Source organism: Streptomyces sp. NPDC091289 (genome assembly GCF_044757365.1).
Lineage (GTDB): Bacteria > Actinomycetota > Actinomycetes > Streptomycetales > Streptomycetaceae > Streptomyces.
Genome location: NZ_JBIVUT010000018.1, coordinates 85,059 through 110,721, shown reverse-complemented (window position 1 = coordinate 110,721; position 25,663 = coordinate 85,059). Strand labels below are relative to the sequence as shown.

Below are 25,663 nucleotides of genomic sequence, written 5' to 3'. Positions count from 1 at the left end.
CGCTTGGCCGCCTGTCTCGGACGGCCGAGTGCTTTTCGGGTGCGGCATGGGGAGCCGGGAAAACCCGCAGGCTGGCCCAACCCCCGGTTCGATACGATGACGATGGCCTGCAGCCTCGTTCCGTCACCGTGTGTGACGTGTGCGTGCGATCGGAGTGATCGCATCGACTGCGGCCTCCCGACCTGGGCCCGCCGTGGCAGTGGCACCGGCGCCGCAATGCGTACGAAATGGAGCATCCAAGGATGGCTCGACACCTGGTAACCAGCGCGCTTCCCTACATCAACGGGATCAAGCACCTGGGCAACATGGTCGGGTCGATGCTGCCGGCGGATGTGTACTCCCGGTACCTCCGCCAGCGTGGTCACGACGTCCTCTACATCTGTGCCACCGACGAGCACGGCACGCCGGCCGAGTTGGCCGCCAAAGAAGCCGGACTCTCGGTCGCCGAGTTCTGCGCGCAGGCCCACGACGCGCAGAAGGCCGTGTACGACGGGTTCGAGCTGGCCTTCGACTACTTCGGCCGCAGCTCTTCGCAGCAGAACGTCGAGATCACCCAGCACTTCGCGCGCAAGCTGCACGAGAACGGTTTCATCGAGGAGCGTGCGATCCGGCAGGTGTACTCGCCGGTCGACGGCCGTTTCCTTCCGGACCGGTACGTCGAGGGCACCTGCCCGCACTGTGGCTACGACAAGGCTCGCGGCGACCAGTGCGAGAACTGCACCCGCGTCCTCGACCCGACCGACCTGATCGACCCGCGCTCGGCGATCAGCGGTTCCACGGACCTGGAAGTCCGCGAGACCAAGCACCTCTTCCTGCTGCAGTCCAAGCTCCAGCACGAGGTCGAGGAGTGGATCGCGACCGTCAGCGCCGAGTGGCCGCACCTGTCCACGTCCATCGCGCGCAAGTGGCTGACCGAGGGCCTGAACGACCGGGCCATCACGCGGGACCTGGACTGGGGCGTGCCCGTCCCGGCGGACACCTGGCCGGAGCTCGCGGCCGAGGGCAAGGTCTTCTACGTCTGGTTCGACGCCCCGATCGAGTACATCGGCGCGACGAAGGAGTGGGCGGACGCGTCCGCCGACGGCGAGAGCCGCGACTGGAAGTCGTGGTGGTACGAGGCCGACGACACCGTCCGCTACACGCAGTTCATGGCCAAGGACAACGTCCCCTTCCACACGGTGATGTTCCCCGCCACCGAGCTCGGCGTGCGCGAGCCGTGGAAAAAGGTCGACGTCGTCAAGGGCTTCAACTGGCTGACCTTCTACGGCGGTAAGTTCTCCACTTCTCAGAAGCGAGGCGTCTTCACCGACGCGGCCCTGGAGATCCTGCCCGGCGACTACTGGCGCTACTTCCTGATTGCCAACGCCCCCGAGTCGGATGACTCCTCCTTCACTTGGGAGCACTTCACCGCCACGGTCAACAAGGACCTGGCCGACACCCTCGGCAACTTCGTCAACCGCGTGCTGTCCTTCTCCCGCAAGCGGTTCGGCGACGAGGTCCCGGCCGGTCGTGCCGCCGGCGAGGCGGAGGCGAAGCTGGGCGAGGAGATCGCACGGCTGCTCGGCGAGTACGAGGAGCAGATGGAGGCGCTCCAGTTCCGCAAGGCCGCCGCTGCCCTGCGCGCCCTGTGGTCCGCGGGCAACTCCTACCTGGAGGAGAAGGCCCCCTGGCTGGAGATCAAGACCGACACCGACGGCGCCGCACTGACGCTGCGCACGGCGATGAACCTGATCCACCTGTACGCGGTCGTCTCCGAACCCTTCATCCCGGCCTCGGCCGCCGCCATGCGCAGTGCCTTCGCTCTGGAGAACGACACCGCGACCTGGGTGACCGCCGACCAGGCCAAGTCCCTGGATGCTGTCCCGGCCGGTACAGCCTTCACTGTGCCGCCAGTGCTCTTCGCGAAGATCTCGGAGGAGGACCTGGAGTCCTACCGGGCCCGCTTCGGCGGAGCCGACGCCTGACAGTGCCTCTCGTGCCCGTACCGATCCCGGCTTCATCGGGCGGTACGGGCGGCGAGGTGCCCGGCCAGTTCAGCTGGCGGCACGTTCATCAGCCGAATCCGAGGGGCCTCGTCGTCGATCTCGACCCAGGTCACGCATCCGGAGCCGGGCACGTGCTCGAGGTAGTGCTCGAACCCGTGCTGCGTGAGCTTCAGCAGCAGGCAGGCGATTCCGCCGCCGTGGCCGACCAGGACGGTCGTGTCGTGCGGTCCGGTGCAGACCTCGCTCCACAGGCGCATGTAACGGGCCTGGACGTCTTCGGAGGATTCGCCGCCCGGCGTTCGGAGCTGGTGGATGGGGACACCCTGACGGGCCGCCTCCGCCGCCGCGTAGTCTCTGGGCCGGCCGCCGAGATGGCCGCTGTTCTTCGCCGCCAGTCGGGTGTCCACACGGGCGTCGGCCGGTGTGAGCGCGGCCGTCAGGAGTGCGGCCGACTCACGGCATCGGGACATCGGGCTGACGAGCATCTGGTCGACCGCGAGTCCGGCTGCGGCGAGGGTGCGACCAGCAGTGCGGATGTCGTCGCGTCCACGTTTGCTCAGTGTGCCGCCGACGGCCCTGCCTTGGTGGATACCGCGGGCGTTTTCCTGGGTCTCACCGTGCTTGACCAGGTAGATGTGTTTGGTGCTCATGGTGGTCCGTCCCCCTTCTCGGGTCAGTCCCAGTCGCGGACGTCGACGAAAGCGGATACGGCGGCGACGAGTTGGTCGTGGTCGGCTCGGCTCATGGTGGGGAAGCGGTCGTAGTGCCACTCGATGTAGAGGACCGAGATGAGGCCGATCGTCCCGTCGGCGATCAGTTTCGTGAGCACGGGGTATTCGGCACCCTCGATGTCCATCTTCACGACGACGTGATCGTTCGGGGTGACGGTCTGGCGCAGCCAGGCGCTGAAGTCGACGGCAGGTACCGGGACCGGCGATCCGTAGTCGATCTGCTGGTCATACACCGGTGGGACCCGCTTGTCGGGCATCACAGTGGAGCTCTCGTGGTGGCCGAGGAAGAGGTTGATCACCCCGTCGTGCGTCCATACGGCGCTGTGAGAGACCTCGACGCGAGGTGAGTGAGTAGCCTGTTCGACTTCGTAGCGGATGGCCGGCAGCAGCTCCGTGTTGGGCTCGAAGGCATAGAAGTCGTGGTCAGGGAGCTCGTCTATGAAGCGGCTCAGCACGATTCCGAGGTTGGTCCCGCAGTCGATGAAAACTTTGCGCATGAAGGACTCCCGTGGTTGGTCGTTGTGGCGGGTAGGTGGATTTCCTGCACGACCTCGTCGGCGAGCAGGACAAAGTCGCCGGTTTCCGGCCGGTAGCAGCGTTCCTGGTAGCGGATGGTGATGCGGCGCACCGGTTCCTCACCGCGGTAGGGAGGAAGGTCGCCCCACTGGTAGAGCTGGCCGCCGGGGGCCTTGAGCCGGCGCAGCCGCCGGGGCAGCGGGCCCTTCGGCGTACCGGAGTTGAGGCGGACGAACATCGTGGTCAGGAAGGCGATGTGCTCGCGTGCCTGTTCCGCGTTCGTTTGTGCTCGGCCGTAGATCTGCTTGAGGTGGTGGAGCTCGGCCGGGTCACCTGCTGCGCGAACGAGGCGGTCGCGCAGTCCTGGGTCCCAGACGATGCCGAGGTGGCCGTGGAGGATGGGTTCGCTGGTGAGGAAGTAGCCCAGGACTCGGCCGAATTCGCGCTCATACGGGCACATGAAGTCGTTGTAGAGCCCGAGTGTTGCGCCGGAGGCTGTCTCCACCTGCCAGTTGACGCGTGCCGTGAATGGTGAGTCCCACCAGCCGAGGTGCCATGGCTGCCACAGCAGGTCAGCCGTGCTGAGGATGAAGATCAGGAGTGCGATGACGACGGCCGGCCAGCCGAACGCTGCGTCGTACTCCTGATCAGGGAGCAGTGCGACGGTCAGCGCGAGTGCGGCGTTGGTGCAGATGTTCTCCCAGAAGAAGATGCCGGAGGCGAGGACGACGGCGAGGTTGAAGACGGCCGTCGCGACCAAGACAGCGACGAGGAGGCTCCGGTCGTGGAACGCCACAAGGCCGGCGGTTTCGACCAGCACCGTCAGGATGTTGAGGGGGCGGTCCACGGCGCGTGCGCGGCGCAGGATGCCGGTCACGGTTTCAGCGAGCAGGAAGCGTGCCCATCCCCAGGAGTAGGCGGAGGCTGTGAGGTAGTGGGTGCGGTTGTGCCAGGCCCACGACCAGGGGCGCGGCCCGAGCCGGGCTTTGCTCCACGCCGGTTTGACGTAGTGGGAGAGCGAGACGCATCCGAGTACCAGTACGAGCCCGGTTGAGGGTTCTGGCGTGCTGAGAGCCGTCCCCACGAAGAACCAAGCGAGGTACGCCTTGAGCAGCCTCAGCGGCATCATCGCGTGGTGCTTCCACCCGCGCAGCCGACCGCAGTAGACAGCGAGCCACGGCAGCAGGGCCGGTGCCCAGAAGCAGGAGGCCACTGCGAGGAGAAGCAGCGCCACTTTGGCCGAGCGCTGCGGGCCGATGGGTTGGGTCACGTCGTAGTCGCTCGTGGTGCCCTGCCAAGTCAACAGGGCGGTCACGAAGACGATGAACCAGCGGAAGGGGCCGGGGTCGGGCGCGGGGAGGAAGGCGAGCAGGGCGGAGGCAACGGCAGTCGCGAACGTCGCTCGCGAGAACGTCGGCCGAGAGGACAGCGTCCGTACCGTCGGAGAGACGGCGAAGCGGTAGCAGAACACGACGGCCGCCACGATCACGACGGTGGTCACGTACGCGGGCAGTGAAGGCAGCTCCATGGCCGCCTACCGGACGGACGGGGAGGGGACCCGCCCACAGGCTGCGGGCAGGGTCTCCAGGTAGGAGGCGATTCGTTCCCGGGGGTCTTGGACGAGGTGCAGGTCCCGATGGCGTTCGACGTTGGCGCGAAGCTCCCGCGCCCGGTTGAGAAAGTCGAGTACCGCCCCGCGCTCGATCCGTGGAGTGCTGGTGCCGAGTTCCGCCTCGTGGACCACCTTGGCGCACCAGTGCTGGTCATACGTCGGCAGCGGCACAAGGTGGACCGGTTTACCGAGAACGAATGCCTCGCTGATGAGGTTGAAGCCGGCATTGGAGAAGACGGCCTCGGAGCGCGCCAGGTCGGAGATGAATGCCTGGCGGTCGAACGGGCAGATTTCGATGTTGCCGTCGGCGTACGGGCGCAGGTTCTCGATCTCGTCCGAGTGCGCGTAGATCCGCAGAGTTCGATCGGGGACGTACTGGCGGAACACGTCGGCGAGGGCGCGGACGGAGTCCTCAGGGCCGTGATCGAAGTACCGGGAGAAGTAGGCCGTGGACACAGGTTCGCTCGTGACCCGGACGGAGCGGACGAAGTCCGGAACGACAGGGGCGATGAACTCCAGCTTCCGGTCGTCGGCCTCCAAGGGGACGTAGGAGCAGATGAAGGACCGGTCGGCCCGAGGGGCGAAGTAACGCAGGCGCTGTTCGTCGGCGGTGCGTGCGTACCGACCGACCGGCGGCAGGTCGAGGTGCCGGTACTTGCTCTGCTGGTCCACCGAGATGAGGGGCCTGCCGAAGTGGTAGGCCAGGCGGGGTGTGTTGGGCTCGTAGTCCGTGATGAACATGTCCGGGGCGCCGGTTTCCCTGATGGCCCGGCGTAGCCGCAGGTGCCGACTGATGCCGGCGGGAGTCTGCCGGATGTTGGTGCGTAAGGCATCGGCCGCGTGGATGCGGTCGTCACGGGCAAGGAGCGTCGGCATCCACCCGTCCCACGCGGGGAATCCGAGGTCGCGGAAGTACTCGACTCGAGTGCTCCCGTTGGTGATGATCCGTACATGATGGCCGCGGTCGCGAAGGTACTGGGCGATCACGCTCTGCCTGACGGAATGCCCCATGCCGATGCCGTTGACGCCGATGATCACGCTGAGCGGCTGTGTGAGTGTGGACACGACGATCCCTTCGTCAGGCGAGCCGGGTGATGACGTTGTGGGTGATGGCCGCGACCTGGGGGTCGGTGGGGAGTAGCCGGGCCCAGTCAGTGGTGGCAGCGGTGAAGACGGTGCCGGTCGCCGTGTAGAGGCCGAGGGTGGCCGCGCGGGGACTGGGCATCGGCTCTCGAGCTGCGAAGTTCCAGGCGGAGGGAAGTGGGGCGATGCCGAGGATCTCGAAGTCCTTGGGCGTTCCGTCCTGGCCGGTGGGCCGCGGGCGTCGCTGCTCGTCGATCTCGTATGCGGCTCCGTCGCATTCGTAGCCGACGAGCGCTCGGTCGTGGCCGAAGGTGTCACCGGTCCTGAGCCCCGTTCCGGAGAACACCCAGTGGTCCGCGTCGGTGACGGTGAACCCGAGAGGCGTGCGCGGGCCGTCCCAGTGCCCGCCGCCGTTCCGGTAGCTCACGCCCAGAAGGGCGTTTTCGGGGTCCGACTCCCACCAGTGGTCGGGGCAGCCGTACGAGCTGTCAGGGTCCGTTCCAGCGGGGGCGCCGGGAGGGAACTTCGCGCACTCCAGGGCCGAGCGATCCTCGTCGAGACGCACTCGCCACCAGCAGCTGTTGGCACCGAAGTTGGCGATATTGCCACCTGCGTCGCGGAAGGCGGTCGTGTTTCGACGGGTCTGGGCAGTCCAGTACTCGTCGTGCCCGGAAGAGACCAGGAGGCGATACCCGTCGCCAAGGAGCCGGCCTTCGTCGAGGTCGAGGTCCGTGCAGTAGTCGCTCTGGATCCCGTTCTCCTCCATCCAGGAGATGAAGGGAGCATCCCAGTGCGCGAACGTCTGACGAGGCGACGTGGCGTCGTACGGGTCGGGCAGGCCCTTGACCGGACCGCCGACACCTCCTCCCGGTCGGCGCAGCGTCACCCGGGAGGCGCTGTAGAGGCTTCCACCTCCTGCCGTGTTGTACGCGTGGTAGGTGGAAACAGGGACCTTGTAGAGGACCTTGCGGCCCGAGGGAACTGCGGGCGTGACGACCAGCAGGAATCTGGCCTCGCGAGCGTCCATGGCCGGCCGGATCGGACAGTCGTCCGTGCTCAGGACTCCGATGTAGACACCGGACCGCCAGTCTCGCGGTACGAGGAAGTCGTAGCCCGGCCACTGCCAGTCCTGGTCATACCGTCCGAGTGCGGCGTCCCGTCCGGGCCACTCGACGTGCCCCGTGTGCTCGGGTTTCGAGCCCCAGCGGTAGAAGCCGAGCCGGAAGCGATCCGCGGAGGTGGCGATGTGCAGTCGGATGCTGCGGCCGGCACGGACCGTGGGGGACGCCGGGTATCCGTTGATGCCGGTCATGAGTGCGCCTGGGGCCGCGCGACTCCCATGTAGTGATAGCGATCGACCTGCTCGACGTGAGACTCCCAGCCCAGGGCGTCCAGCCGCTTCGCGAGTCCGTCGGCGTCGTACAGCACCTTGACGGTCAGGTGCTGGCTCCCGTCGGAGAGCCTCCGGCGAACCGTAGGTACCGCCCGTCCCTCGATCGTCTCCTCGATCTCCGCCTTCGCGCGGGAGTCGTCGAGGAAGACCACACAGCCACCGGGCTTCAGAGCCCCCCGGAGGGCCTTCCAGAAGGGTTCCAGGTACGCGGGCGGCACGTGGCTGAGCCAGAAAGCGAAGAACACGGTGTCGTACTGGCGATCAGGAACCTGGCTGAAGATGTCCGCCTGGATGAAACGAGTGGTCGAACCCTCCAGGCGGCGTCGCGCGACGGTAAGCATCTCGGGCGCGGCGTCCACCGCGGTCAGGGTCCGGGCGCGCCCGGAGAGCAGATGGGTCCACTGGCCCGTGCCACACGCCAGTTCCAGGACGTCTCCGCTGATGGGCAGCCGATCGAGCGCGTGCGAAAGCTGAGGCATCCCCATGCGCTCCGCGTATGCGGTGTCGTACTCGTCGGCCCTTGCGCGGTAGTAGGCGATCTGCTGCTCGGACCACTCAGCCGATGTGCTGTGCTGCTCTCCGAAGTCGAGCATCCTCAGCTCCTTCATGAACTTGTTGTGTTCGACCGCGAGTTGTGAACTCGGCGGGCTGACAAGGTCCATGACAGCGGGGCGCAGGTCATCCGTGTATCACGGCGAGCTAGTGAGGCCGTTCAACGTCGAGCACCCCGACTTTTCAACATCCGCTTACACACGACTTCGCACAGGGCAGACTTACAGTCCCGATCATGTTGACCGATGGGCAGGCGGTAACTGACGTGGCGAGGAGCCGTGCGGGATGGCGCCCGGACAAGCTCCGTGAGGTGCGCGAGGCACACGGATTGACCCTCGAGCGTGCCGGCGAGCGATTGCGGGAAGTGGCGACGCGGGCTGCCATCGCGGTGCCCGCTGCCAACTTCCAGACACTCTGGCAGCACGAGCAGGGCGAGGTGTACCCGGGGCCGCACTACCGACGTGCGTACTGCCTTCTGTACCGCGGTACGGAACCCGAGCTCGGGTTCCGCCACCCCTTGCCCGACGAGGCCACGCACCTGGACCTCACGCCGTCGGCGGAGTCTCGCAACGGGGCCCACGTCCTCGCTGTCGAGCGGGCACTTTCTCAGATCACGCCAGGAACGGATGTCTCCGGAGAGCTCGACGTTCAGCAGCGGATCATCGACGCGTGGAAGCGTCGGCACACGGGCGGAGATCCTCATCGCCCGTCTCTGTTCATCGTCGGCGGCTTCGCAGGCAGCGGGAAGTCGGAGTTCTCGCGCTTCATCTCCCAGCTCACGGGATGGCCCGTCCTCGACAAGGACCCGATCACGCGTCCCTTGGTCGAGCGACTTCTGGTGGAGATGGGCAGCGAGCCCAACGACCGGCATTCCGAGATCTACCGTGAGCAGGTGCGGCCTCTCGAGTACCAGTGCCTGCTGGAGACCGCCTACGCCAACATCGACTGTTCCATCAGCACGGTGCTGACAGCACCGTTCATCTCAGAGGTGATGGATGCCCGGTGGATCCAGCGGCTGACCAATCGGTGCGAGGCCCGAGGAGTCAGCGTCTCCATAGTCTGGATCAAGTGCGATGTGGAGACGATGCGCGAGTACATCGGCTTCCGGTCTGCCGCCCGCGACAGCTGGAAGCTTCAGCACTGGGACGAGTACGTGAAGACCGTGGACGTCGAACTACGTCCTGTCGTCGATCACTTGGTGGTGGACAACCGCCTCGGTGCGGCGATATCCCTCACTGACCAGGTGCGACAGGTACTGGGGACGGTGTTCTGATGAACCAGGGAATCCTGCTGTACGGACCGCCTGCCGCCGGCAAGGACACCGTGACGGCGGCTCTCGTCCAGCTCGACTCACGCTACGCCCTCTTCAGCCGGCTCAAAATCGGCAGCGGGAAGTCGGAGGGCTACCGAATGGGCACGCCCGCCCAGTTGGCGGAGCTGGACGGACGAGGTGACGTTATCTACCGCAACGACCGTTATGGGAACACCTACGTTGTCGACCGTCCGGGACTCGGGCTGGCCATGGAAGGCGGGCGCATTCCAGTCCTCCATCTCGGCCAGGTCGCGGGCATCGAAGCGGTGACCGCCAACTATCCTGCCGCTTGGTCGACGGTGCTGGTGTCGTGCTCTCGGGAGGCCACGGCTGTCCGCTCGAAGGGGCGAGGTGATCGCGATACGGAGGCTCGACTGGCTGCCTGGGACGCGACGGAGCAGGACCTCGCCATCAATGGTCATCTTCCCTGGGATCTCCGCGTGGACACCGAAGTCTCCTCGCCTGCGGACGGGGCTGCCCTGATTGATCAGCTTGTACGCGCGTCTGTGTGACGATCGTCCGCTGAACACAGCAGTTCGAGAGCACGGGAGACGGTGACGGACCCGTCGTGGACCTCATCCCAACGGTGAAGGACAGCGGCAATCTCCCGCATGAAGTGGTCCGGCAGCCCCGACTCGGCGAGCAGGTCTGCGGCGTCTTCCAGTTCCGGCGCCCACCGCCAGGCGCGGGCGGCAGTCTTGGGGATGTAGTCCGTCTCCGTCAGATAGCTGCCGGTCCGCTTGGCGGCGATCTGCAGGAGTTCGTCCGCGACGCCGTTCGCGTCGGCCACCCCGTACGCCACGGCGGCCAGGACGCGGGACGCCTTCTGGTAGCTGGAGTACGCGAGCTTCAGAGCGGAAGCCTGCCCGATCTCATTCCCCAGGGAGCGTGTTTGCACATCGGTCCCCTCGAAGAGGTCGGCAACCAGCGCGACGTGCCGCGGGGGGCCGGAAAGGTAGAGCGTCGGCTGCTTTCCCCCGACCGGAGGAGACCCGACGACAGAACCGTCGAGAACAGCTGCGTCAGGCAGGCAGGCGGCCACAGCCCGGACCCTCTGCGGAGTGATCGCGTTGGCCTCGACGTACGTCCTGTCGCGGAAACCGTGCTTGGCCACCTCAGCTGCGACCTCCTCGGCCGCTGCCGGCGGGCACAAGGAGATGACCAGGCCGACGCGCCGTAGAAGCTGTCCGAGATCGTCGACTGCTTCCATACCCGCGAGTTCCGCACGCTGCCGGGACGCGTCGCTGCGGCCGACAGGACACCAGAGGACGGTCGTGCCTTGGGCGCGGAGCTGAGCTGCGAAGGCCGCACCCATGCTGCCCGGATGCAGCAGCCCCACCGCAGCGATATCGGACTTCACGTAGTCACACTCCTCGAACAGTCATTGGCCAGCAGCAGCGCGATGGCCGTCTCCGCGTCGGGTACGCAATGATCAGGTGCGGCGAGCCGGCTGGGCCAGGCCCGCCCGTTGGGGATCCAGATCGTGCGTAGGCCCGCTCGACGGCCTCCGTCGATGTCGGTCTCCGGGTTGTCGCCCACCATCCAGCCACCTTGGGAAGTAAGGGAGCCGCACGCTACGGCTGCCGCCTCGAAGACGGCGGGTGCGGGCTTTTGTGCCCCGACGGACTCCGAGACGCAGACGCCATCGATGCGATCGATCAGACCGGTTGCCTGGAGTTTGGCGTTCTGAATGTCGGTGGCTCCGTTGGTGGCGACACCCACTCGCCAGCCGGTGGCTCGTAGGGCATCCAGGCCCGCGAGTACCCTCTTAGGACACCTGACCGCTGCCGCGATGCCGGAGCAGTACTGCCTCCACAGCGTCTTCGCGGAGGGCTGGAGACGGTACTGCGCCCGTATGGTTTCGAAGGTGACTGGGAACGCTCGTTCCTGGACCAACTCGACCAACTGCGTAGCGGCGTCGTCAGCGAGGGAGTGCCGAGCGGCGAACTGAACAGCCCAATCGTGGATGGCGCCGTTCCTGTCGATCAGGGTGTTGTCGAGATCGAAGAGCACCAGCCGCTGCATAGGTGACGACCTTAGCCGGAACGGATGCGCGGCTACTGATGAGGGGACTTCACGGTGGTGATTCTGAGGTTGCGCATCCGGAGGGTCCATTGGTGCGCTTCAGCGCGCGCACCCGCGAAGACCGAACCGCCCGGGGGACACGACTGGGCGTCTTTGTGCGAGACGGTGAGGCCGAGCTGCACGTGCGCGATGCGCAAGCACTCCAACGCGGGCCCGCCGTCCTACGTGGAACCGACACCGACCAGCCCGGGGCGCGGTGGAGGCGGACCACCTAGCGGGGCAAATCTGTTCACTTTTCACCATTTCGCCAGGGGCAGACATGAATTCCACCGAAATGACTGGTGCGCTACGGCAAGGCATGTCAACGTACGACACCCAGCCGAGCATTCTTCCCCGAGTACACGGAGGCGCCCCTGTACCCGCACCACTTCAACGATCTCTTCCGCCCCGGCGCGTCGGACCCGGTGTACTGGGTCACTCCGCGCCACCTGGCCGGTGATGACGGCGCTCTGGCCGAGCAGATCGGCGACACCTTGGTGGGCCTCGGTTGGCGTACGTGGCCGACCTCTCGTAACACCCTGCTGTTTGTGAGCCCGGACGGGCTGTGCGGCGCCGAGTGGATCCTCGCGGCCTACCCGTTCTCCTTGGGCGGACTGCCCGTTGCCTGGCAGTTGTCTGCCCGCCCTCATGCCGCCTCCGCGATGACGGAGTGGAATGCGTACTTCACCGCGGGCGTCCCATACGAGGCGCTCGCCGATCTCCTTGTCGTGATCGACGCCCGCGAGGCGCCTGATGGCGTGGGCGAGGGGCCCGAGACGGTCCTGAACGCACTCGCCGCACGGGGCTGGTACAGGGATGCGGACCGGCCCGGGACTACCGCCATGGCCCCCGGCTTTTCCTGCAGCATGTCCCTGGAGGTGTTGCCGCCGCTCATCGAGGATGCCGACCCGCGCCCCGACCTGGTCGGCTGGCAGGCGTGGGCGGAACCCGCTCCGGGGGAGCCGTATCTGTGGTGCGCCAGTTTCAGCGCCAGCGTCCCCCATGACTTGGTGGCCTCGTTTGCTGCCTCGCTCGCCTCCCAGGTCCCGGTGGCTCGCCGCACTTTTCCCGAGAGCGCCGTGGACCGGCTCAGCGTCATCCGCCACAGCTGACGACCCACGCTCCTGGAGCGGCTGTGGTGCCGCTCGACGCCCATTTCCCAAGTGGCGCCGTTCCCCCTTGCCTGCCAGTTGGCAGAGATGGAGAGTTCATGTTCCGACGCCGTGCTCGCGCCGACCGTGCCTTCCGCGAAGCCCAGCACGCATCCCAGGCGATGCTGGCCATGCCCGCCCAGCAGCCGTGGCCCACCGATCCCGGCCTGGTCGCCGCTGCGGTCCCAGCCACACCGGACACGGCGGTGGAGCTCGACTTCCTGCCGCCGGACTTTCGGGCGCCATCCCGCAAGGACGTCGAGGGGTTCATGATGCGCTGGGACTCCCCGCTCGTCATCGACGGCGAGGTCCGTCAGTGCCCCGCGTGTGGCGCGTACCGCAACTGGATCATCTTCAACCTGCGTGACGACTCGGTATGGCTGCGCTGCCGGGCCGGCCACGAGACGAAGGAGACCGGCCTGGACACCGCCTGGTACAACCGCAACTCCGGTCCGGCCGACCGCTGGCACCCCACCCTGGAGGACGGCCTGCGCCACCTCGGCCACTGACCTCCGCGAAACCCCTCGCCCCACTTCTCCGTATCACCGGTGCCCGGAGGACCGGCCTGGTCAGACCGTCCATTCCGCAGCAACTCTGGGGTATCGCATGCGCCTTCACAACACCACCCTGGGCCTGAGCGCCCTCACCGTCCTGGCCCTGGCCGGCTGTTCCAGCGGCAGCACCTCCGCTGACTCCCCGACCGCTTCCGCCCCTGTGCGCCCAGAGGGCAAGGATGCCTCTGTGCCCAGGCCGCTGTCCTCGGCCGCGCTGAGCAAGCGCCTCCTCGACGAGGGCGACCTGGGCGAGGGCTACATCCGTAAGCCGGAACAGCCCAAGCGGCACGACGCCGTCACGGTGACCGGCTGCCCGGCGCTGGAGAAGCTCGGCGACCAGGCCGCGGTCGGTGGCAGCCTCGACTTCCCACGCAGGGCGAAGGCGTCCTTCACCTACACGGGCGGCAGCGACTCCGAGGTGGCCGAGGAGCTGTACAGCGACACCGAGCAGAGGCTCTCCGACGGCGTGGGCCGGATCTTCGAGGCGATGACTTCGTGCCGCACGTACCAGGTGCGCCTCGGCAGTTCCTCCGTCACGATTACGACCCGGAAGGTGCTTGCCGAGGTCCGGCTGGGCGAGGAGCGGTGGAGTCAGCAGCTCACCTTCACCGCCGGCGGACGGAGCAGCGTCGTCAAGCAGACAGCCGTTCGTGTGGGCAGGGTGGTTGCGGTGGTCTCGGGCTCCTCCGCGCTCGTCGATGCCCACGTGGAGAGGGCGGTGTCGAAAGCCCGCGGGGCTCACTGATTGGGTAGGAAAGCCGCAGGCCCGACCGGAGATTCCGGTCGGGCCTGCGGCGTGTGCGGGGCCGGGGCCCACGTGGATGGGCACGTGGCCCTGAGGGTGCTGTTCAAGCAGACGGAGTCTTGAAGAGCCGCCCCTTGGCCTGTGGCCGGTCAGTCCTGTTCGTGTCCGGCGAGCTCTTCGACGGCATCGCCGGGACTGAGGATTTCGGCCAGGCGCTCGAACTTCGCGTAGTCCTCGTCGGTCATGAGGTCGTAGACGCTGTCCGGGGAGGCGTCGGTGAATTGGTATGCGTACTTCATGTACAGGCCGATAAGGGCCTTCTGGATCGTGTGGCGTTCACTCATCCAGTCGCCCACTGGCTGCATGTGCGCGACCGCGATGTCTATCTCCGCCCGGGTGCAGGTGCAGAGCAGGTCGTACTCGGCGGTGGTGAACGGGCGCCCGTCGTGGTGATACAGGTGACCGGGTTCGTCGCGGCGGGAAGTGTCTACGTCGGTGAGGAGGACGACGGCACGGGGCCGGATGTCGGTCTGGGCCATACAGGGGTTCCTTCCGGAGCGGGAGTTGAGGCATCAAGTCTCCGGACGACCGCCGGTTGGGCTAACCGGCGAATGTCGTCTATGTTGCGCCCGCTTTGGTCAGCGGCGATGCGCTGGCGACCGCTGCTGGAGCGGCACGGCGGCCGCGGGATGCACCGTTACACCGGGTCGCTGTGCGGTGCTGCGGGCCTTGGCCGCCTGGGCTCGGGGTCCGGGGGCGTGGCGCTCTCCAAGGCGACGGACGCGCCAGGTCAGGGCGCGGGCGGGGTTGTTGGCGTCGTCCAGGGTGCGCTGGCCAAGCGCCTGGTCGAGGACGACGGTCGCGTTGTGCCCGGCTGCCTCCGCTTCGGCGAGCACGGCGGCCAGCGCGTCCCAGGCAGGGTCGCCCAGGATGCGCTCGGCGTACTCGGGGACCGCCTGCTGGAGGTGGTAGGCGAAGCGGTGCTTCATCTGGAGGCTCGGAGCGCGTTGCGCGAGTCCCGTCAGGACAGGCTCGGCGACCCGGCCGCACGCGATCTGCAGGTGGACGAGGGCCTGTTCGGCTGCTGCTTCTTGCTGGGCGTGCTGGTGTGTGCGGTGCCAGTGCATGGCGAACGCCACCGCCGTGAGCACGGTGTCCAGGAGCATCGCGAACCCGGCTCCGTCGCCGTCCGAGGGCTGCTCACGCCAGATCGCTTGGACGCTGCGGCGCAGGACGCGGGCGCTGTCGAGGTCGGCTGCGATATGGGAGCGGGTGGCGCGCTCGAAGGCGACGGCGGCCTGTTCGAGTTCGGACCTCAGCGCGGCCGGCGCGGCGATCGGGAGTAGATCCAGCGTGGCGCCGAGCGCGACCAGTTGGCCTTGGGCGGTCGGGTCGTCGCCATGGGTGAGATGGCGGGGGATGCGTTCGGTGGCGGCGGTGGCCTGGTGCCACGGGTTACCTGGCCAGGCAGGGACCGGTTCGGGGCTGGTGGTGGCGAGGCTTTTGCGGATCTTGGGCAGGGACAGGTCGGGGGCGAGGGTGGAGCCCGCGTAGAACACCGGTTGGCCGTGGTCGTTGGTGTCGTTGGGCATGGCGAAGTTACAGCCGAGCGCGTCGCCGGAAGGGCCGAGCTTGAGGCGCACGGTCACGCCGGTGGCTTCCAGCAGGGAGAAGAACTCGGCTTCGTCGGACGCGGCGGCGACCGCGCGGCGCACCCGCAGGCGCAGGGCATCGCGGGTGGTGGCGTCCTGGCCCAGGCGCTTGGCCTTGAAGTGCTCCTTGCTGGTGGGACGTTTGGCGCCGGTGCCGTCGCCCTGCTTCAGCCGCCTGAGCCCGTAGTCGACTTCGATCTTGCGGGCCTCGCGCTGGACGGCGCGCTGGTCGTAGCCGCGCTCGGGACGGCGGCCGTCCTGGCGTACGAGGGTGGCGGCGATGTGGATGTGGTCCTCGGCGTGGCGGACGGCCACCCAGCGGCAGGCTTCATCGTCCCCTTCGGGGGCGATGCCGGCGGCGGCCACCATCCGGCGGGCGATGTCCGCCCACTGCGCGTCGGTGAGGACCGGATCTTCGGGTGCGGCCCGGACGGGGCAGTGCCACACGGTGTCCTTGGGTGCTTTGTCGCCCAGCATTTTCACGGGCTGGTCGAGTTGGGCGACGAGCTGCCGCTCGACCGCTTCGGGGTCGCGGTGAGGGCTGCGGCCGGGGTCGGGGGCGAAGCCGTTCCAGGACGCCACCAGGTGCGGGTCGGTGTGCTCGTTCGCCCGGCCCTTGCCGAAGAGGTAGCCGATCGTGCGGCCTGCGGCTTTCGGGCCCGAGCCAAGGATGATCTTGGGTATCACCCGCTCACCGCCCTTCAGTGACCTGGGCGATGGCGGCGTCCAGCTGGGTGATGGACGCCTCAATATGGTCCAGGAGCTGTTGGACGGCGGCAGGGTGGGGCCAGGCGCCGTCCTTGTTGAGGTGGTGGGTGAGCTGGTTGAGGTTGCTGCCGACCTTTCCGAGTTGCCCGTTGGCGGTCATGAGCACCTTGACCATGGCGCGGTAGTCGGCCACCGCCGCAGTGGGGTCATCGGCGCGGGCGGCAGCGAGCGAGCACTCAGCCACATAGCCACCAGGCGCCATGCCACTCAGGGCAGAGGCGCCCTGGACGAGGGCGAACTCGTCGTCGTTGTAGCGGGGATGGACGCGGCGCTCGCGCAGCTGCTGGTCACGCAGACGGCGACGCGGCGTACGCTGCTGCGGCGCGCTCGGCGACGGTTCGGCACCCCCAGCCTCGGTCGGCCCCCCTGGGCCGACCGACTCCGGTGCCGCCCCGGCGCCGGATGCCTCCGCCCCGGAGGGGGCGGAGGCCGGGTAAGGACTCCTTACCCGACAACTTGCTGCGCGTGTGACGGGAGTGGTGACCATCTGCTCTTGGACGATGGGGAATTCGGGGTAGTGATCGCGCACGACGCGATGTCCTTGTGTCGAGGTTGCGGGGGTGTTGGGTCAGGCGGCGCGCGGTTGTGTGTTGAGCTCGGCGAACTGCTCGGCTGCGAGGTCGAGCAGATCCACCAGGCGCCGCTCCGGGAGGCAAGCCGCGGAGGCTAGGGCGCCATTGATGCGCGGGTCGAGGGTGCTGACGGCATCCAGTCCGGCGGCGCGGGCGACAACCAGGCGCAGCTCGGCCTCAAGCCAGGCCCACTGCTCGATGGCGGGCACCGGGGTGTCTTCATTGATCTGGCCGAGGGGGCCGATCCTGAGTCGGCTCAGGTAGTGGCCGCCGGCAGAGAGGATGTCGGGAAGGGAGATCTCGTCCTGAGCCATCCATCGTCCCTGCTCCAGCAGAGTGAGGATGGCGCAGCGCAGCAGGGTCATCTCGTCGCGCTCAGGCGCGGTGCAGATGGGGCAGGACCAGTTGTGGCAGTCCCAGGCGGGCGTGGTCGAACGGGGCATGGCGGAAGGGCCTTTCAGCGGTGGGTGGTTAGAGGTGCGAGGGAGAGTTCAGTGGGGGTGGCCGGTACGGACTGAGTCCTGTTGCTCGGCCTTGACCGTGTTGACGATGCTCTGGGCCAGGTCCGTGCCGACCTGGTGGCCGTCGGCGCGGACGGCTGCCTTGAGGGAGTCACGCGAGAGGCGCCCCGTCTCGCGGTAGATGCGCTCCGCGTACGCGATGAGGGCATCCCGCGGCAGGTCGGGCTTGCGACCCGGGCGTACCGGCTCCGGCTTCCCGCCAGGCTCGGCACCCGCGTCTCTGCCCGCGCTCACGTCCGTGCCCCCATCAGTAGCGGATTGAGGGCGGACGATGAATTCCGGGCGGTCCGACCGGTGTACGCCTTGGTCGCCCGGATTCGGTACGCCATCCGGGCGCTCGGGCCTTGCCCGCTTCGCCGCGGCAGGGCGGGGCTGGCTGACTCGGTCTCCGGGCGTCTCCCACCGTTCGGGCAGCGGGAGCGAGGCCAACCGTGTGGCCTGCTGTCGGGTCCCGAGTTTTCGCAGCAGCAGTTCGTCCTGGCGGAGATCACCGTCGACGTCGGCCTTCTCCAGCGCTTCGTGCAGGCGCCGAGTCGCACGCCGGCCACGTCCCTTGTTGCGCTTCGCTTCGGGCATCGCTTCGATGCGGAGGATCAATGTGACGGCCCGGCTCAGGGCGCGTTCGCGGATGAGTCGTGCGGCATCGGCGTCTTGGTCGTGGATGCCGAGGCGTGCCAGCAGTCGCTCGCGTGCCTGTCGGCCGAGGATTGCGGGCAGGCTGCGTGAGGCGGCCTCGGGGGTGTGGTGGCGTAGCTCGATTCCCATGGCCAGGTGCCAGAGGACTGCGGCCATGACCGGGCCGATCAGGGCGCGGACCGTGCCGCCTACGGGACCGGACTCGGCGTAGGCGGGGATGATCTGGCCTCCGGTGATCACCCATACCAGGACGCCCGGCGGTCCGGGCGCCTGCCTGGGGCCCTTCAGGTTCTGGCGTGCCATCAATGCCATTGCGAACAAGGCCAGTTCAGCGACTGCGAAAATGGAGGCGCGCTCGACGGTGCTGCCCATGCCGAGGTAGTCGGCGGCGAAGCGCCAGCTGGTGTCCGCGCTGTAGGCGGTGCAGCCGATCGCGGCGACGGCGGCGACCCGGACGGCGGCGCTGCTAGGCCGCCTTCCGCCGCCTAGCTTGCGGGCGCGCGGCCACAGCCATCGAGTGACCAGCGCGAGGGTGATGAGCAGGACCGCGATGGCCGCAGGCGCGGGGATCCAGTGCGGCAGGACGGGGATGCCGGTGCTTTCGGCGCTGATGAGGGTGGTGGTGCCAGGGGGCATGCAGAGGCTCTCCAAAGGGGCCTGCGCGTTTGAGGGCAGGCGGAAGCGAGGGCGGGCAGGGCGGTGGGGGCGAGTACATGTCAGGTGGCGGGCGCGGTGCGGCGTCGGTCGGGGCCGGTGAGGATGACCCGCTCGGTCATCTCGGCGAGACGGGAGGTGACGCGGTCGCCGAGCGCGATGCGCAACTCGGCGGTCAGGAGGTTGGTGGTGATGAGGGTGGGGAGCATGTGCTCGTACCGGTGGTTGATCAGCCGATAGGTCAGCTCCTCGGTCCACTCGCTGGTCTTGGCCGCACCGAGGTCGTCCAGGAGCAGCAGCGGGCTGCGGGACAGCGTCTGGAGCTCCCGTTCGCCGTCGTGGCCGACACGGGGACGGAGCCGCGCGTGCAGGTCGGCGGAGGTGGTGGCCTCCCAGCGCAGGCGGACGCCTCGGGTGAGTAGGGCGCGTACGGCGCCGTATGCCTGGTGGGTCTTGCCAGTGCCGGTGGGGCCGGCGATCAGCAGCGACGGGCCCTCGGCGATGCCTGGTCCGCTCGGGCCGGGGCGCCCGGCGCGGGCGATCTGGTCGGCCCACGTGGCGATCTCGGGGTGGTCAGCCAGGGCGCGGCGGTAGCGGGCGGGGATGCGGGCGTCGGCGAGTTCCAGGGCGGTGACGGTCTCGGGCGCCGGCTCCTGGGCGGCAGCGGCGGGGTCGATGCCGCGGTTGGCGAGGATCGTGTTGAGCCGGTTGGCGAGCGGGCCGACGCGCTGGGGTGCGCGGGCGAGGGTAGCGGTCAGAGTTCATCTCCGTAGGCGGCGACGACGTCCGTGGGGTTCGTCCATGCCCGGTGGGCGGCGGGTGTGGCGGGGGAGGCGGCGTTCATGACCTCGTGGACGAGGCTGGGCAGGACGCTCGGGGACAGCCCCTTGGCCCGGTGGCGTTCGAGGGCGGCCCGGAGGTGGGCGGGGGCGATGCCCTCGTCGAGCAGCTTGCGCACCTGTCCGCCCAGATGGTTCAGGAAGGCGTCCGGCGGGCGGTGGTTGCACGCCGCGATGTACTCGCCGAGGAGCTGCTTGGCCGAGACGGTGTCGGGCGCGTGGGCGCTTGCGCCCCCCGAAGGGGTATCTCCTAGATCCATGGTCCTAGGTCCTAGATCCGGGCAGTGAGGGTTCACCGACGGCTCCGGGAGGGCTCCATGAGTCCTCATGGAGCCCTCCACAAATCCGTCCTGACCTGTGGTTTCGCAAGCGGTACCCGGATTCGCTGCGGGCTCGCGCATTCCCCTTGTGCCCTCGCGGAGGGCTCCGTGAGACGGCAGTGAGGGCTCCCTGAATCCGGTCTCGGCTGGGCTCGGTGTGACTCCGGCCGGAACCTCGTGATGCGGGCATGCAGGGAGGCGGCTCTTGCTGGGCCGGTTGATCTTCTGATGGAGGCCCCAGGTGACGATGTGCAGGTACCGCTTGTGATCCGGCGCCTTGTAGCGGCAGATCAGCCCGGCGTCGGCGAGCTGGGCGAGGTCCGTCTCGACTTCGGACGGGGTGTGCTCCGGGCGCAGGACCCACAACTGTCCGGCGATGATCGCGGCGTGGTCGCGGTGTCGGCCCTGGTCGTCGGCCTGGGTGAGCAGGCCGAGGAATGTGCGCTCGGCGGTCAGGGAGACGGCGGCCAAGGACTCGGAGACGAAGGCTTCGGGCTTGATGGTGCGGATTCGTGCCAAGTGCGGGGACGTCCTTACTCGGTGGCCTGTGCGTGGACAGCACGGCTCACCGTCGGTCGGGCGGGATTCGAGGGGGTATTGGCGCGGACGCGCGCAGAGAAGCGATTGCTTTTCCGGGGGTGTCGTCAACATAGCCACACCCCCGTTGCGCAAGTCCAGTCCTATCCGGCCCTATCTCTCACGGCAGAAAGGCTGTGGAAATGGGGCTGTGTGGCGGGCGGGAGCAAAACCTTAAGGCGCGATCCGCTGTTGACCAAATAGTTGCCCGGACCGCAGAGCCAGAAGCATCACATCGGCAAGCCGTTGACTCGCCGCCGACGAGGAAGCTACAACACAACATCCCACGTCAGATCCCTGACCGACACCCCGCTCCAAGCCGCTTCCGGTCCCTTGCGACCCACTTCGCGGCGAACCGCGCGAGCGCAACATAGCCGACGATCGCCGGTTACCAAAACCGGCGATCGGACCTTTCAATTGGAGTCATGCCCGCACGCTCATTGGAAGTCGGATCCGCTGACATGCAGGCGGCCCGCACCATCGGAATCCTCCGCGCAGAACAAAGCTTTTCACAATGGCAGTTGGCTGGCCGGGTGACCGCCCACGGCCACCCGATTTCCTACACCATGCTGTCCCGCATCGAACGCGCCCAACGGGGATGTGATGCCGACGGCCTCGTCGTGATCGCCGAAGCCCTTCCCGTCTCGCCTCCCATGCTGCCGCAGAGGCCGACCGCCACGTGACGAGGACCGCTCAACACCGCTGACCGAGCACGCCCCCACCCAGTAAGGACCCGCCCTTCTTGCGCCACTCCGACATACCCCCTGCCCTCGTACGACACCTTCCCGGCACGGAGGGCGGAGCCCCCTTGCCTCGTCTCTACCGCCCCGAAGAAGTCGCCGAAGTCCTCGGCTGCTCCGCCTGGTGGGTCAAGGACCGGGCCCGACGCGGACTCATCCCGCACACCCGAGTCGGCCGCGCCTACCGGTTCACCGGCGCGCACCTTGCCGAGATCGTCTGCCTCCACGAAGAGCGCCCGAAGCGATCCGTAAGCAGCGCGCCGACGAGTCGGGCAGCGACAAGCCCTCCCTCGCGAACTCGTGCCGCCCGGCCTCCTGAGTCGACTACGGCCCCGACGCCAGGGCGTCTGCGGGCCCGACCGCCGCGCCGCACCCAGTACGAGACCGTCGCGTAGTGCGCCCGCGCCCAGTCACAAGCCGAGAGCAGAGGAAGAAGGAACTTGGGTTTCGCGGAGAAACGCGGAAACTACTGGCGCGGCCGGTACAAAACCGCGCCCGGCAAGCACCTCACGGTCGTCGACGACACCGGCAAGGCGATCCGGTTCGCCACCAAGGGCGAGGCCCAGCGCGCCGCGAGCGAGGCCGAAAACAAGTACCGGCGCGGCGACTGGCGCGACCCGGCACTCGGCCAGGAGACCTTCGGCGAGTACGCGAACCGCTGGTACGAGGCCCAGGACCTGGCCGCCTCGACCATGCAGAACTACAAGCGCCACATCGAGGAGCACCTCCTCCCAGACTTCGAGGACAAGGCGCTCGCCGGCATCCTGCGCACGGACGTCGACCTGTGGGAGAAGAAGGAGAAGGCCGTCTACGCGGCCTCCAGCGTCAAGACCTGGCGCTCGACGCTCCATCTGATCTTCGAGGACGCGATCGACGAGGGCTTGATCACGTCCAACCCGGCCGCCCGACGCCGCGGGCGCGGCAAGCGCGCCGGCCGTTCCCGCGACCGCGGCCCGGAGAAGGTCGTCACCGATCCGCTCGGCATCCTGCTGACCGCCGAGCGCGCCGCCCTGCTCTCTGGCCGCGACGACGAGTTCGTCGCCGTCGTCCTCAAGGGCTACACCGGCATGCGCTGGGGTGAAATCGTCGGCCTGGAAACGGAGTTCGTACGCCCAGGCGCCTTCCGCGTCGAGTGGCAGCTGTACGAGCTGGACACCGGCGAGCTGGTGCGCTGCCCGCCCAAGGACGACAGCTACCGCACCATCGACGCGATGGACTGGCTTTCGGCCCTGGTCGCCAACCACGTCGCCCGCACGAAGCCGAAACCCTGCCCGTGCCACGGCAGGACCTACGTCTTCCGGGGCCAGGGCACGGCCCGCACCGGTGGCCACCACGGTGCGAAGCTCGTCGACGTCGCGCGCCGCGCCGAGGTTTCCACAGGCACCGTCTCCAACGTCCTCAACCACTCCGACCGCGTGACCGAAGCCAAGCGGGCGAAGGTGGAGCAGGCCATCGCGGACCTGGGCTTCGTGCGGGGCGGCGCGGTGGCGCAGCACGCAGCCCACTGGCGCCGAAACGGATTCGGGACGTGGCTGTTCACGCCGGCTGTCTCCGGCTGGTACCCGAAGAAGGCACCGCAGCTACCTCGCCCCGTACCGCTGCTCAGCGAGCCGTGGCCCGGAGTCCCTGCCCGAGGGCGCGGCGCCAGCGACCGGGCCGACGCCTGCTGGCTACCGATCGCCAAGGGCCTCACACCCCACGGCCTCCGCCACACCCACCGTACGGTGATGGAGGATCTCGGTACCGAGAAGGTCCTCATGGACGACCGCATGGGCCACATCGACGGATCCGTTTCGGCGCGCTATGCCCACGTCACCCCCGGGATGCGCATGCGCCTCATGCTCGGACTGACCGAGCAGTGGGAGACGGCACTCGACGCTCGCTTGGCGATGAGCCCCACGTCACCAGTGCGCGTACTCGGCGATGTCCTACGTGCGCGCAGGGAATCACGTCAGCCCGTGGAGTCCTAGCGGTGAATACGGCTGTGCCTCCGGCGGTCACCGCCGGAGGCACAGCCGTCTCTGGCACCGCCTTGCGGGAGCAGCGTCAACCTTCTGGAGGTCACCTCGCTCCGGAGGTTATGGCAAACGCCCGGTGAGAGGGCCAGCAGACCTGGCTCAATAGGCACATGGAGATTGACGAGCACTGGGCGTACCGCGCGAGGCCGAAGGACCTGGCCAGCGAGGTCCTCCATGTGGAGGTTGTTCGCGTGGGCGGCCCCGGCAGGTCTGGCTGGGTCCACGTGCGGTTCCTCGAAGGTGATGCTGCTGGCCTGCAGGAGTGGGTCAGTTCCGGCTCTCTCGTAGCACCGTGGGCAGATGTTGATACGTTCCGCGCGGACGACGCAGCGGAGTTGGCGCTGGCGGAGTCCTCGCGCCACGTCCGGGGCAGCACGGATTTCGAGGCCGCCCGCATGATCCTCGGATTCGTCCGTCCGAAGAACAGGCTGCGCCTGCGCCGAACCGTGGCTGACGCCGGGGTACTGGAGCTGAGCCGCCTCGATGAGACAGCACTGCTCATCGGCTTGGACGCCGCTGAACTCCGCGGCGACGCCATGGTCTATGAGAACCGCCACGGCTTGTGCCTGGCCGGGTGGCCGGTCACCGAGCGCGTCGTCCGTCAGGTCGCCGGCCGCCTCGCCGACGAGATCCTTCCGGAGGTGGACCGCAAGCAGCGGGGCATCGAGCAGGAGCGTGCCCAGTCCTCCTGGTATTCCTACAGCCGACGGGACGACCGGAAGCTGGACGCGGAGTCGGCCGTCCTGCGAACCGTCCGGGCCTGGTGCGGAGAAGACAAGGCTGACCGCTACGACGAGCTGGTCGCCCTGCGTGCCGAGGTCATCCGGCTCGGAGAACTCGTCGAGAAGGCGGCAAAGGCCCTACGCGACCGAGGTCACGGCGTCATCGCCTCCACCATTGAGCGCGACCTTGGCGCCCATATCGCCACCCTTGATCCTGATGTGCGTCGATGACGCCGCGCCACGGGTCTGGCTCCGGCTTCGGAGGCGTTGGCTGAGCCTGGGGCTTCTCCTTCTCAGGCCGGTCCGGGTGCCAGCCGTCGAGGAACGGTCGCAGCTGCTTCTTCGTCGGCTCCGCGTTGAAGTCGCGGGCGCCCAGACCCTTGCCGTTCGTCGTGGGGTCGAGCTGATCCGCCTCCGCGTTCCCCCACGCTGACCACTCACGCAGCCTCTCAGCTTCGAGGACATCTTCCGACGCGGCGGCGATTTCATCCAGCGCGCCGCAGAACGCCCGGATCTCACCCGCGGCCCGCCACTGTTCAAGGGCCGTGCCGAATTGCTCGGCCCGTACCGCGTGAACCGCCTTGACCGAAGCCGCACTGATCGTGGCCTCCCATTCCCGCAGCTCACGCTCCTCACGCTCCGCCGCCAGCCGCCGACGCTCGGCCTCCTGGCGCTCACGCTCCTCTCGCAGACGCCGCTGCTCCGCCTCTCGCTCCAACCGGGCCCGCTCCTGCTCCTCCGCGCGCGCCTTCAACGCCCGGAAGATTGAGGCGATCTGCTCCTCCAACGGCTTCTTGGCCGTGTCGGCCCACTCCTTCTTCCAGCCGTAGCTGTAGCTGTACCCCGAGTTCTCGCTGACCAGCAGCTCCAGTTCGCCGGACGGCTCGAACTTGTGTGCCGGCGTGACCCGCTGCCAGTCGTACGTCCGTCGGCCCGGCTGCTTGGGGACGTACCGGACCTGCTTCTGCCGCTCACGGAAGCCGATCTCGTACGTCCTGCCGTGGACGGTGAGCAGTGGTCTGGGTTGCCTGCGCTTTTTGGACACCGCGATCTCGCCGTACCGCGCGAGTGCCTGATCGGCGAGGAGCCGGATCAGTGCGAGCGCCCTCGGCAATACCTCCTCGGAGATCTCGAAGGCGCTGTGGTCCTTGGTGACCGCAGCGAGCACGTCCTCGATGTCGGTGATCACACGGCTGCGCGCCAGACGGATCCGGTTCCACTCGGTGTCGTCCTCGCCTGACACCCGGAGCAGGCCAAGGAAGAAGTCACCCTTCGCCCGCCCGCTGTACTTCAGGTGGTACCCCTCCGGAGCGCACTGCCGCGCCGCGTCGAACGCTCGGCGATACCGAGCCCGTTCCGCCTCGCTGGGGTTCGGGATCCGAAGGAATCGTCCGGCTTCCTGCACTTGCGCGATGAGCGCCGGCCCGACAGCCGCCGGCGACGGACGCGGAGGTTTCACAGCCCGTTTCGGAGCAGGCTTCTTCTCGGTCGGGAGATCGGCACCCTGCGACGGACCAGAGGCCGTCGACACCTCGGCTTCAGACCCCGCTGCGCGAGCCTTGCGTGGAGCCAGCTCCGGACGATCGGGATGATGCCCGTGCTCCAGGTAGAAGCGCCCCGCGTCAGTGATCTCCGCCTGCCACCTCCCCTTCTTCCTGGGCATGGTCACCAAGCCCCGGTCCCTGAGTGCGCGAGCCGTGACGGCGAGCTCGGGGCTGTCCGACGTGACGGGGTCGGTGCCGCCCCCGATGCGGGTGAGGAGTGCGAGCTGCCGGTCATTCAACGGAGACCAAGGGTGCATGGCAATCGTCGTACCGTCTTGGGTCTGCTCGGCACAAGCCGTGGGGTGAATGATCCGGGGCGCGATGCGTACGCCCGCGCCGAGTGGAGGCAGAAGGCCGCTCCTCGGGGAGCCACCGGGAGCCGGATCTCCAAGATCACACCCAG

At 68.0% G+C, this 25,663-nt stretch carries 26 protein-coding genes; 10 read left to right on the top strand and 16 right to left on the bottom strand.

What is annotated here, in order from left to right; all coding sequences use genetic code 11:
* Positions 1-242: 242 nt before the first annotated feature.
* Positions 243-1,964, top strand: a complete 1,722-nt coding sequence (gene metG / locus ACIQPT_RS24175) for a methionine--tRNA ligase (RefSeq protein ID WP_401158353.1) — start codon at positions 243-245, stop codon at positions 1,962-1,964.
* A gap of 32 nt (positions 1,965-1,996) precedes the next feature.
* On the opposite strand, the gene ACIQPT_RS24170 is transcribed toward metG, so the two are convergent.
* From ACIQPT_RS24170 to ACIQPT_RS24145, 6 genes are read right to left on the bottom strand one after another with little or no spacing between them, the layout of a single operon-like run.
* Complete coding sequence (locus ACIQPT_RS24170; RefSeq protein WP_401158351.1) at positions 1,997-2,635, bottom strand: histidine phosphatase family protein; 639 nt, start codon at positions 2,633-2,635, stop codon at positions 1,997-1,999.
* Between the two features lie 23 nt (positions 2,636-2,658).
* Positions 2,659-3,213, bottom strand: coding sequence for an FkbM family methyltransferase (locus ACIQPT_RS24165; protein ID WP_367443934.1), 555 nt, complete (start codon positions 3,211-3,213; stop codon positions 2,659-2,661).
* Positions 3,165-4,760 carry a hypothetical protein gene (locus ACIQPT_RS24160; RefSeq protein ID WP_401158348.1) on the bottom strand — a complete coding sequence of 532 codons (1,596 nt, stop codon included), beginning with the start codon at positions 4,758-4,760 and terminating at the stop codon, positions 3,165-3,167. The genes ACIQPT_RS24165 and ACIQPT_RS24160 overlap by 49 nt, the downstream gene beginning before the upstream one ends.
* Positions 4,761-4,766: 6 nt before the next feature.
* A complete protein-coding gene (locus tag ACIQPT_RS24155; protein ID WP_401158346.1) occupies positions 4,767-5,909 on the bottom strand; it encodes a glycosyltransferase family protein in 1,143 nt (380 codons plus the stop codon).
* 13 nt (positions 5,910-5,922) lie between these two features.
* Positions 5,923-7,239: a N,N-dimethylformamidase beta subunit family domain-containing protein gene (locus ACIQPT_RS24150; RefSeq protein ID WP_401158345.1), complete on the bottom strand. Its 1,317-nt coding sequence runs from the start codon at positions 7,237-7,239 to the stop codon at positions 5,923-5,925.
* Entirely contained in the window at positions 7,236-7,928 is a 693-nt protein-coding gene (locus ACIQPT_RS24145; RefSeq protein WP_401158499.1) for a class I SAM-dependent methyltransferase, read from the bottom strand. The genes ACIQPT_RS24150 and ACIQPT_RS24145 overlap by 4 nt, the downstream gene beginning before the upstream one ends.
* Before the next feature lie 179 nt (positions 7,929-8,107).
* On the opposite strand from ACIQPT_RS24145, the gene ACIQPT_RS24140 reads away from it, so the two are divergent.
* Both ACIQPT_RS24140 and ACIQPT_RS24135 read left to right on the top strand, forming a co-directional pair.
* Entirely contained in the window at positions 8,108-9,145 is a 1,038-nt protein-coding gene (locus ACIQPT_RS24140) for an AAA family ATPase (RefSeq protein ID WP_179894485.1), read from the top strand.
* Positions 9,145-9,696, top strand: coding sequence for a guanylate kinase (locus ACIQPT_RS24135; protein ID WP_401158341.1), 552 nt, complete (start codon positions 9,145-9,147; stop codon positions 9,694-9,696). Before ACIQPT_RS24140 ends, ACIQPT_RS24135 begins: the two co-directional genes overlap by 1 nt.
* Here ACIQPT_RS24135 and ACIQPT_RS24130 read toward each other — a convergent pair.
* Together ACIQPT_RS24130 and ACIQPT_RS24125 are read right to left on the bottom strand one after the other, a co-directional pair.
* The gene (locus ACIQPT_RS24130; protein ID WP_401158339.1) at positions 9,672-10,544 is read right to left on the bottom strand and encodes a DUF1932 domain-containing protein; all 873 of its coding nucleotides are present in this window, start codon (positions 10,542-10,544) and stop codon (positions 9,672-9,674) included. The genes ACIQPT_RS24135 and ACIQPT_RS24130 overlap by 25 nt on opposite strands.
* On the bottom strand, positions 10,541-11,209 hold the full coding sequence (locus ACIQPT_RS24125; protein WP_401158337.1) for an HAD family hydrolase: 669 nt from the start codon (positions 11,207-11,209) through the stop codon (positions 10,541-10,543). The genes ACIQPT_RS24130 and ACIQPT_RS24125 overlap by 4 nt, the downstream gene beginning before the upstream one ends.
* 464 nt (positions 11,210-11,673) lie before the next feature.
* Here ACIQPT_RS24125 and ACIQPT_RS24120 point away from each other — a divergent pair, with 464 nt between their 5' ends.
* The 3 genes from ACIQPT_RS24120 to ACIQPT_RS24110 all read left to right on the top strand — a co-directional run bounded on the left by ACIQPT_RS24120 (position 11,674) and on the right by ACIQPT_RS24110 (position 13,698).
* The gene (locus ACIQPT_RS24120; RefSeq protein ID WP_401158498.1) at positions 11,674-12,360 is read left to right on the top strand and encodes a DUF317 domain-containing protein; all 687 of its coding nucleotides are present in this window, start codon (positions 11,674-11,676) and stop codon (positions 12,358-12,360) included.
* Between the two features lie 98 nt (positions 12,361-12,458).
* Complete coding sequence (locus ACIQPT_RS24115; protein ID WP_161196385.1) at positions 12,459-12,908, top strand: hypothetical protein; 450 nt, start codon at positions 12,459-12,461, stop codon at positions 12,906-12,908.
* Between the two features lie 97 nt (positions 12,909-13,005).
* On the top strand, positions 13,006-13,698 hold the full coding sequence (locus ACIQPT_RS24110) for a hypothetical protein (RefSeq protein ID WP_401158334.1): 693 nt from the start codon (positions 13,006-13,008) through the stop codon (positions 13,696-13,698).
* Between the two features lie 149 nt (positions 13,699-13,847).
* On the opposite strand, the gene ACIQPT_RS24105 is transcribed toward ACIQPT_RS24110, so the two are convergent.
* The 7 genes from ACIQPT_RS24105 to ACIQPT_RS24075 form a co-directional block, all read right to left on the bottom strand.
* Positions 13,848-14,237: a hypothetical protein gene (locus ACIQPT_RS24105; protein ID WP_401158333.1), complete on the bottom strand. Its 390-nt coding sequence runs from the start codon at positions 14,235-14,237 to the stop codon at positions 13,848-13,850.
* A gap of 99 nt (positions 14,238-14,336) precedes the next feature.
* Complete coding sequence (locus ACIQPT_RS24100) at positions 14,337-16,037, bottom strand: mobilization protein (RefSeq protein ID WP_401158330.1); 1,701 nt, start codon at positions 16,035-16,037, stop codon at positions 14,337-14,339.
* A gap of 4 nt (positions 16,038-16,041) precedes the next feature.
* Positions 16,042-16,320: a plasmid mobilization relaxosome protein MobC gene (gene mobC / locus ACIQPT_RS24095; protein ID WP_401158329.1), complete on the bottom strand. Its 279-nt coding sequence runs from the start codon at positions 16,318-16,320 to the stop codon at positions 16,042-16,044.
* A gap of 366 nt (positions 16,321-16,686) precedes the next feature.
* Positions 16,687-17,133, bottom strand: a complete 447-nt coding sequence (locus tag ACIQPT_RS24090; RefSeq protein WP_275536275.1) for a hypothetical protein — start codon at positions 17,131-17,133, stop codon at positions 16,687-16,689.
* Between the two features lie 48 nt (positions 17,134-17,181).
* Positions 17,182-18,483, bottom strand: a complete 1,302-nt coding sequence (locus ACIQPT_RS24085) for a hypothetical protein (RefSeq protein ID WP_401158326.1) — start codon at positions 18,481-18,483, stop codon at positions 17,182-17,184.
* Positions 18,484-18,563: 80 nt separating this feature from the next.
* The gene (locus ACIQPT_RS24080; RefSeq protein ID WP_401158496.1) at positions 18,564-19,259 is read right to left on the bottom strand and encodes an ATP-binding protein; all 696 of its coding nucleotides are present in this window, start codon (positions 19,257-19,259) and stop codon (positions 18,564-18,566) included.
* Positions 19,256-20,179: a hypothetical protein gene (locus ACIQPT_RS24075; protein WP_401158325.1), complete on the bottom strand. Its 924-nt coding sequence runs from the start codon at positions 20,177-20,179 to the stop codon at positions 19,256-19,258. The genes ACIQPT_RS24080 and ACIQPT_RS24075 overlap by 4 nt, the downstream gene beginning before the upstream one ends.
* 482 nt (positions 20,180-20,661) lie before the next feature.
* Between ACIQPT_RS24075 and ACIQPT_RS24070 the strand changes: the two genes are divergently transcribed.
* The 4 genes from ACIQPT_RS24070 to ACIQPT_RS24055 all read left to right on the top strand — a co-directional run bounded on the left by ACIQPT_RS24070 (position 20,662) and on the right by ACIQPT_RS24055 (position 23,947).
* Complete coding sequence (locus ACIQPT_RS24070; protein ID WP_401158323.1) at positions 20,662-20,919, top strand: helix-turn-helix domain-containing protein; 258 nt, start codon at positions 20,662-20,664, stop codon at positions 20,917-20,919.
* Positions 20,920-20,993: 74 nt separating this feature from the next.
* A complete protein-coding gene (locus ACIQPT_RS24065) occupies positions 20,994-21,371 on the top strand; it encodes a helix-turn-helix domain-containing protein (protein WP_398811329.1) in 378 nt (125 codons plus the stop codon).
* A gap of 45 nt (positions 21,372-21,416) precedes the next feature.
* Positions 21,417-22,946, top strand: coding sequence for a LacI family DNA-binding transcriptional regulator (locus ACIQPT_RS24060; RefSeq protein WP_401158321.1), 1,530 nt, complete (start codon positions 21,417-21,419; stop codon positions 22,944-22,946).
* A 158-nt stretch (positions 22,947-23,104) separates the two neighbouring features.
* Positions 23,105-23,947 carry a PE-PGRS family protein gene (locus tag ACIQPT_RS24055; RefSeq protein WP_401158319.1) on the top strand — a complete coding sequence of 281 codons (843 nt, stop codon included), beginning with the start codon at positions 23,105-23,107 and terminating at the stop codon, positions 23,945-23,947.
* Here ACIQPT_RS24055 and ACIQPT_RS24050 read toward each other — a convergent pair.
* Positions 23,877-25,499 (bottom strand): PE-PGRS family protein, encoded by a 1,623-nt coding sequence (locus tag ACIQPT_RS24050; protein WP_401158317.1) that lies wholly within the window; start codon positions 25,497-25,499, stop codon positions 23,877-23,879. The genes ACIQPT_RS24055 and ACIQPT_RS24050 overlap by 71 nt on opposite strands.
* Positions 25,500-25,663: the final 164 nt, after the last annotated feature.

Excerpts from the sequence above, each read along its gene's own strand:
- ACIQPT_RS24105 (WP_401158333.1), bottom strand. The coding sequence starts at position 14,237 with ATGGCCCAGACCGACATCCGGCCCCGTGCCGTCGTCCTCCTCACCGAC.
- ACIQPT_RS24110 (WP_401158334.1), top strand. The coding sequence starts at position 13,006 with ATGCGCCTTCACAACACCACCCTGGGCCTGAGCGCCCTCACCGTCCTG.
- mobC (WP_401158329.1), bottom strand. The coding sequence starts at position 16,320 with ATGGCGCCTGGTGGCTATGTGGCTGAGTGCTCGCTCGCTGCCGCCCGC.
- ACIQPT_RS24160 (WP_401158348.1), bottom strand. The coding sequence starts at position 4,760 with ATGGAGCTGCCTTCACTGCCCGCGTACGTGACCACCGTCGTGATCGTG.
- ACIQPT_RS24125 (WP_401158337.1), bottom strand. The coding sequence starts at position 11,209 with ATGCAGCGGCTGGTGCTCTTCGATCTCGACAACACCCTGATCGACAGG.
- ACIQPT_RS24140 (WP_179894485.1), top strand. The coding sequence starts at position 8,108 with ATGTTGACCGATGGGCAGGCGGTAACTGACGTGGCGAGGAGCCGTGCG.
- ACIQPT_RS24085 (WP_401158326.1), bottom strand. The coding sequence starts at position 18,483 with ATGCCCCCTGGCACCACCACCCTCATCAGCGCCGAAAGCACCGGCATC.
- ACIQPT_RS24115 (WP_161196385.1), top strand. The coding sequence starts at position 12,459 with ATGTTCCGACGCCGTGCTCGCGCCGACCGTGCCTTCCGCGAAGCCCAG.
- metG (WP_401158353.1), top strand. The coding sequence starts at position 243 with ATGGCTCGACACCTGGTAACCAGCGCGCTTCCCTACATCAACGGGATC.
- ACIQPT_RS24145 (WP_401158499.1), bottom strand. The coding sequence starts at position 7,928 with ATGAAGGAGCTGAGGATGCTCGACTTCGGAGAGCAGCACAGCACATCG.
- ACIQPT_RS24135 (WP_401158341.1), top strand. The coding sequence starts at position 9,145 with ATGAACCAGGGAATCCTGCTGTACGGACCGCCTGCCGCCGGCAAGGAC.
- ACIQPT_RS24170 (WP_401158351.1), bottom strand. The coding sequence starts at position 2,635 with ATGAGCACCAAACACATCTACCTGGTCAAGCACGGTGAGACCCAGGAA.
- ACIQPT_RS24090 (WP_275536275.1), bottom strand. The coding sequence starts at position 17,133 with ATGCCCCGTTCGACCACGCCCGCCTGGGACTGCCACAACTGGTCCTGC.
- ACIQPT_RS24070 (WP_401158323.1), top strand. The coding sequence starts at position 20,662 with ATGCCCGCACGCTCATTGGAAGTCGGATCCGCTGACATGCAGGCGGCC.
- ACIQPT_RS24165 (WP_367443934.1), bottom strand. The coding sequence starts at position 3,213 with ATGCGCAAAGTTTTCATCGACTGCGGGACCAACCTCGGAATCGTGCTG.
- ACIQPT_RS24055 (WP_401158319.1), top strand. The coding sequence starts at position 23,105 with ATGGAGATTGACGAGCACTGGGCGTACCGCGCGAGGCCGAAGGACCTG.
- ACIQPT_RS24150 (WP_401158345.1), bottom strand. The coding sequence starts at position 7,239 with ATGACCGGCATCAACGGATACCCGGCGTCCCCCACGGTCCGTGCCGGC.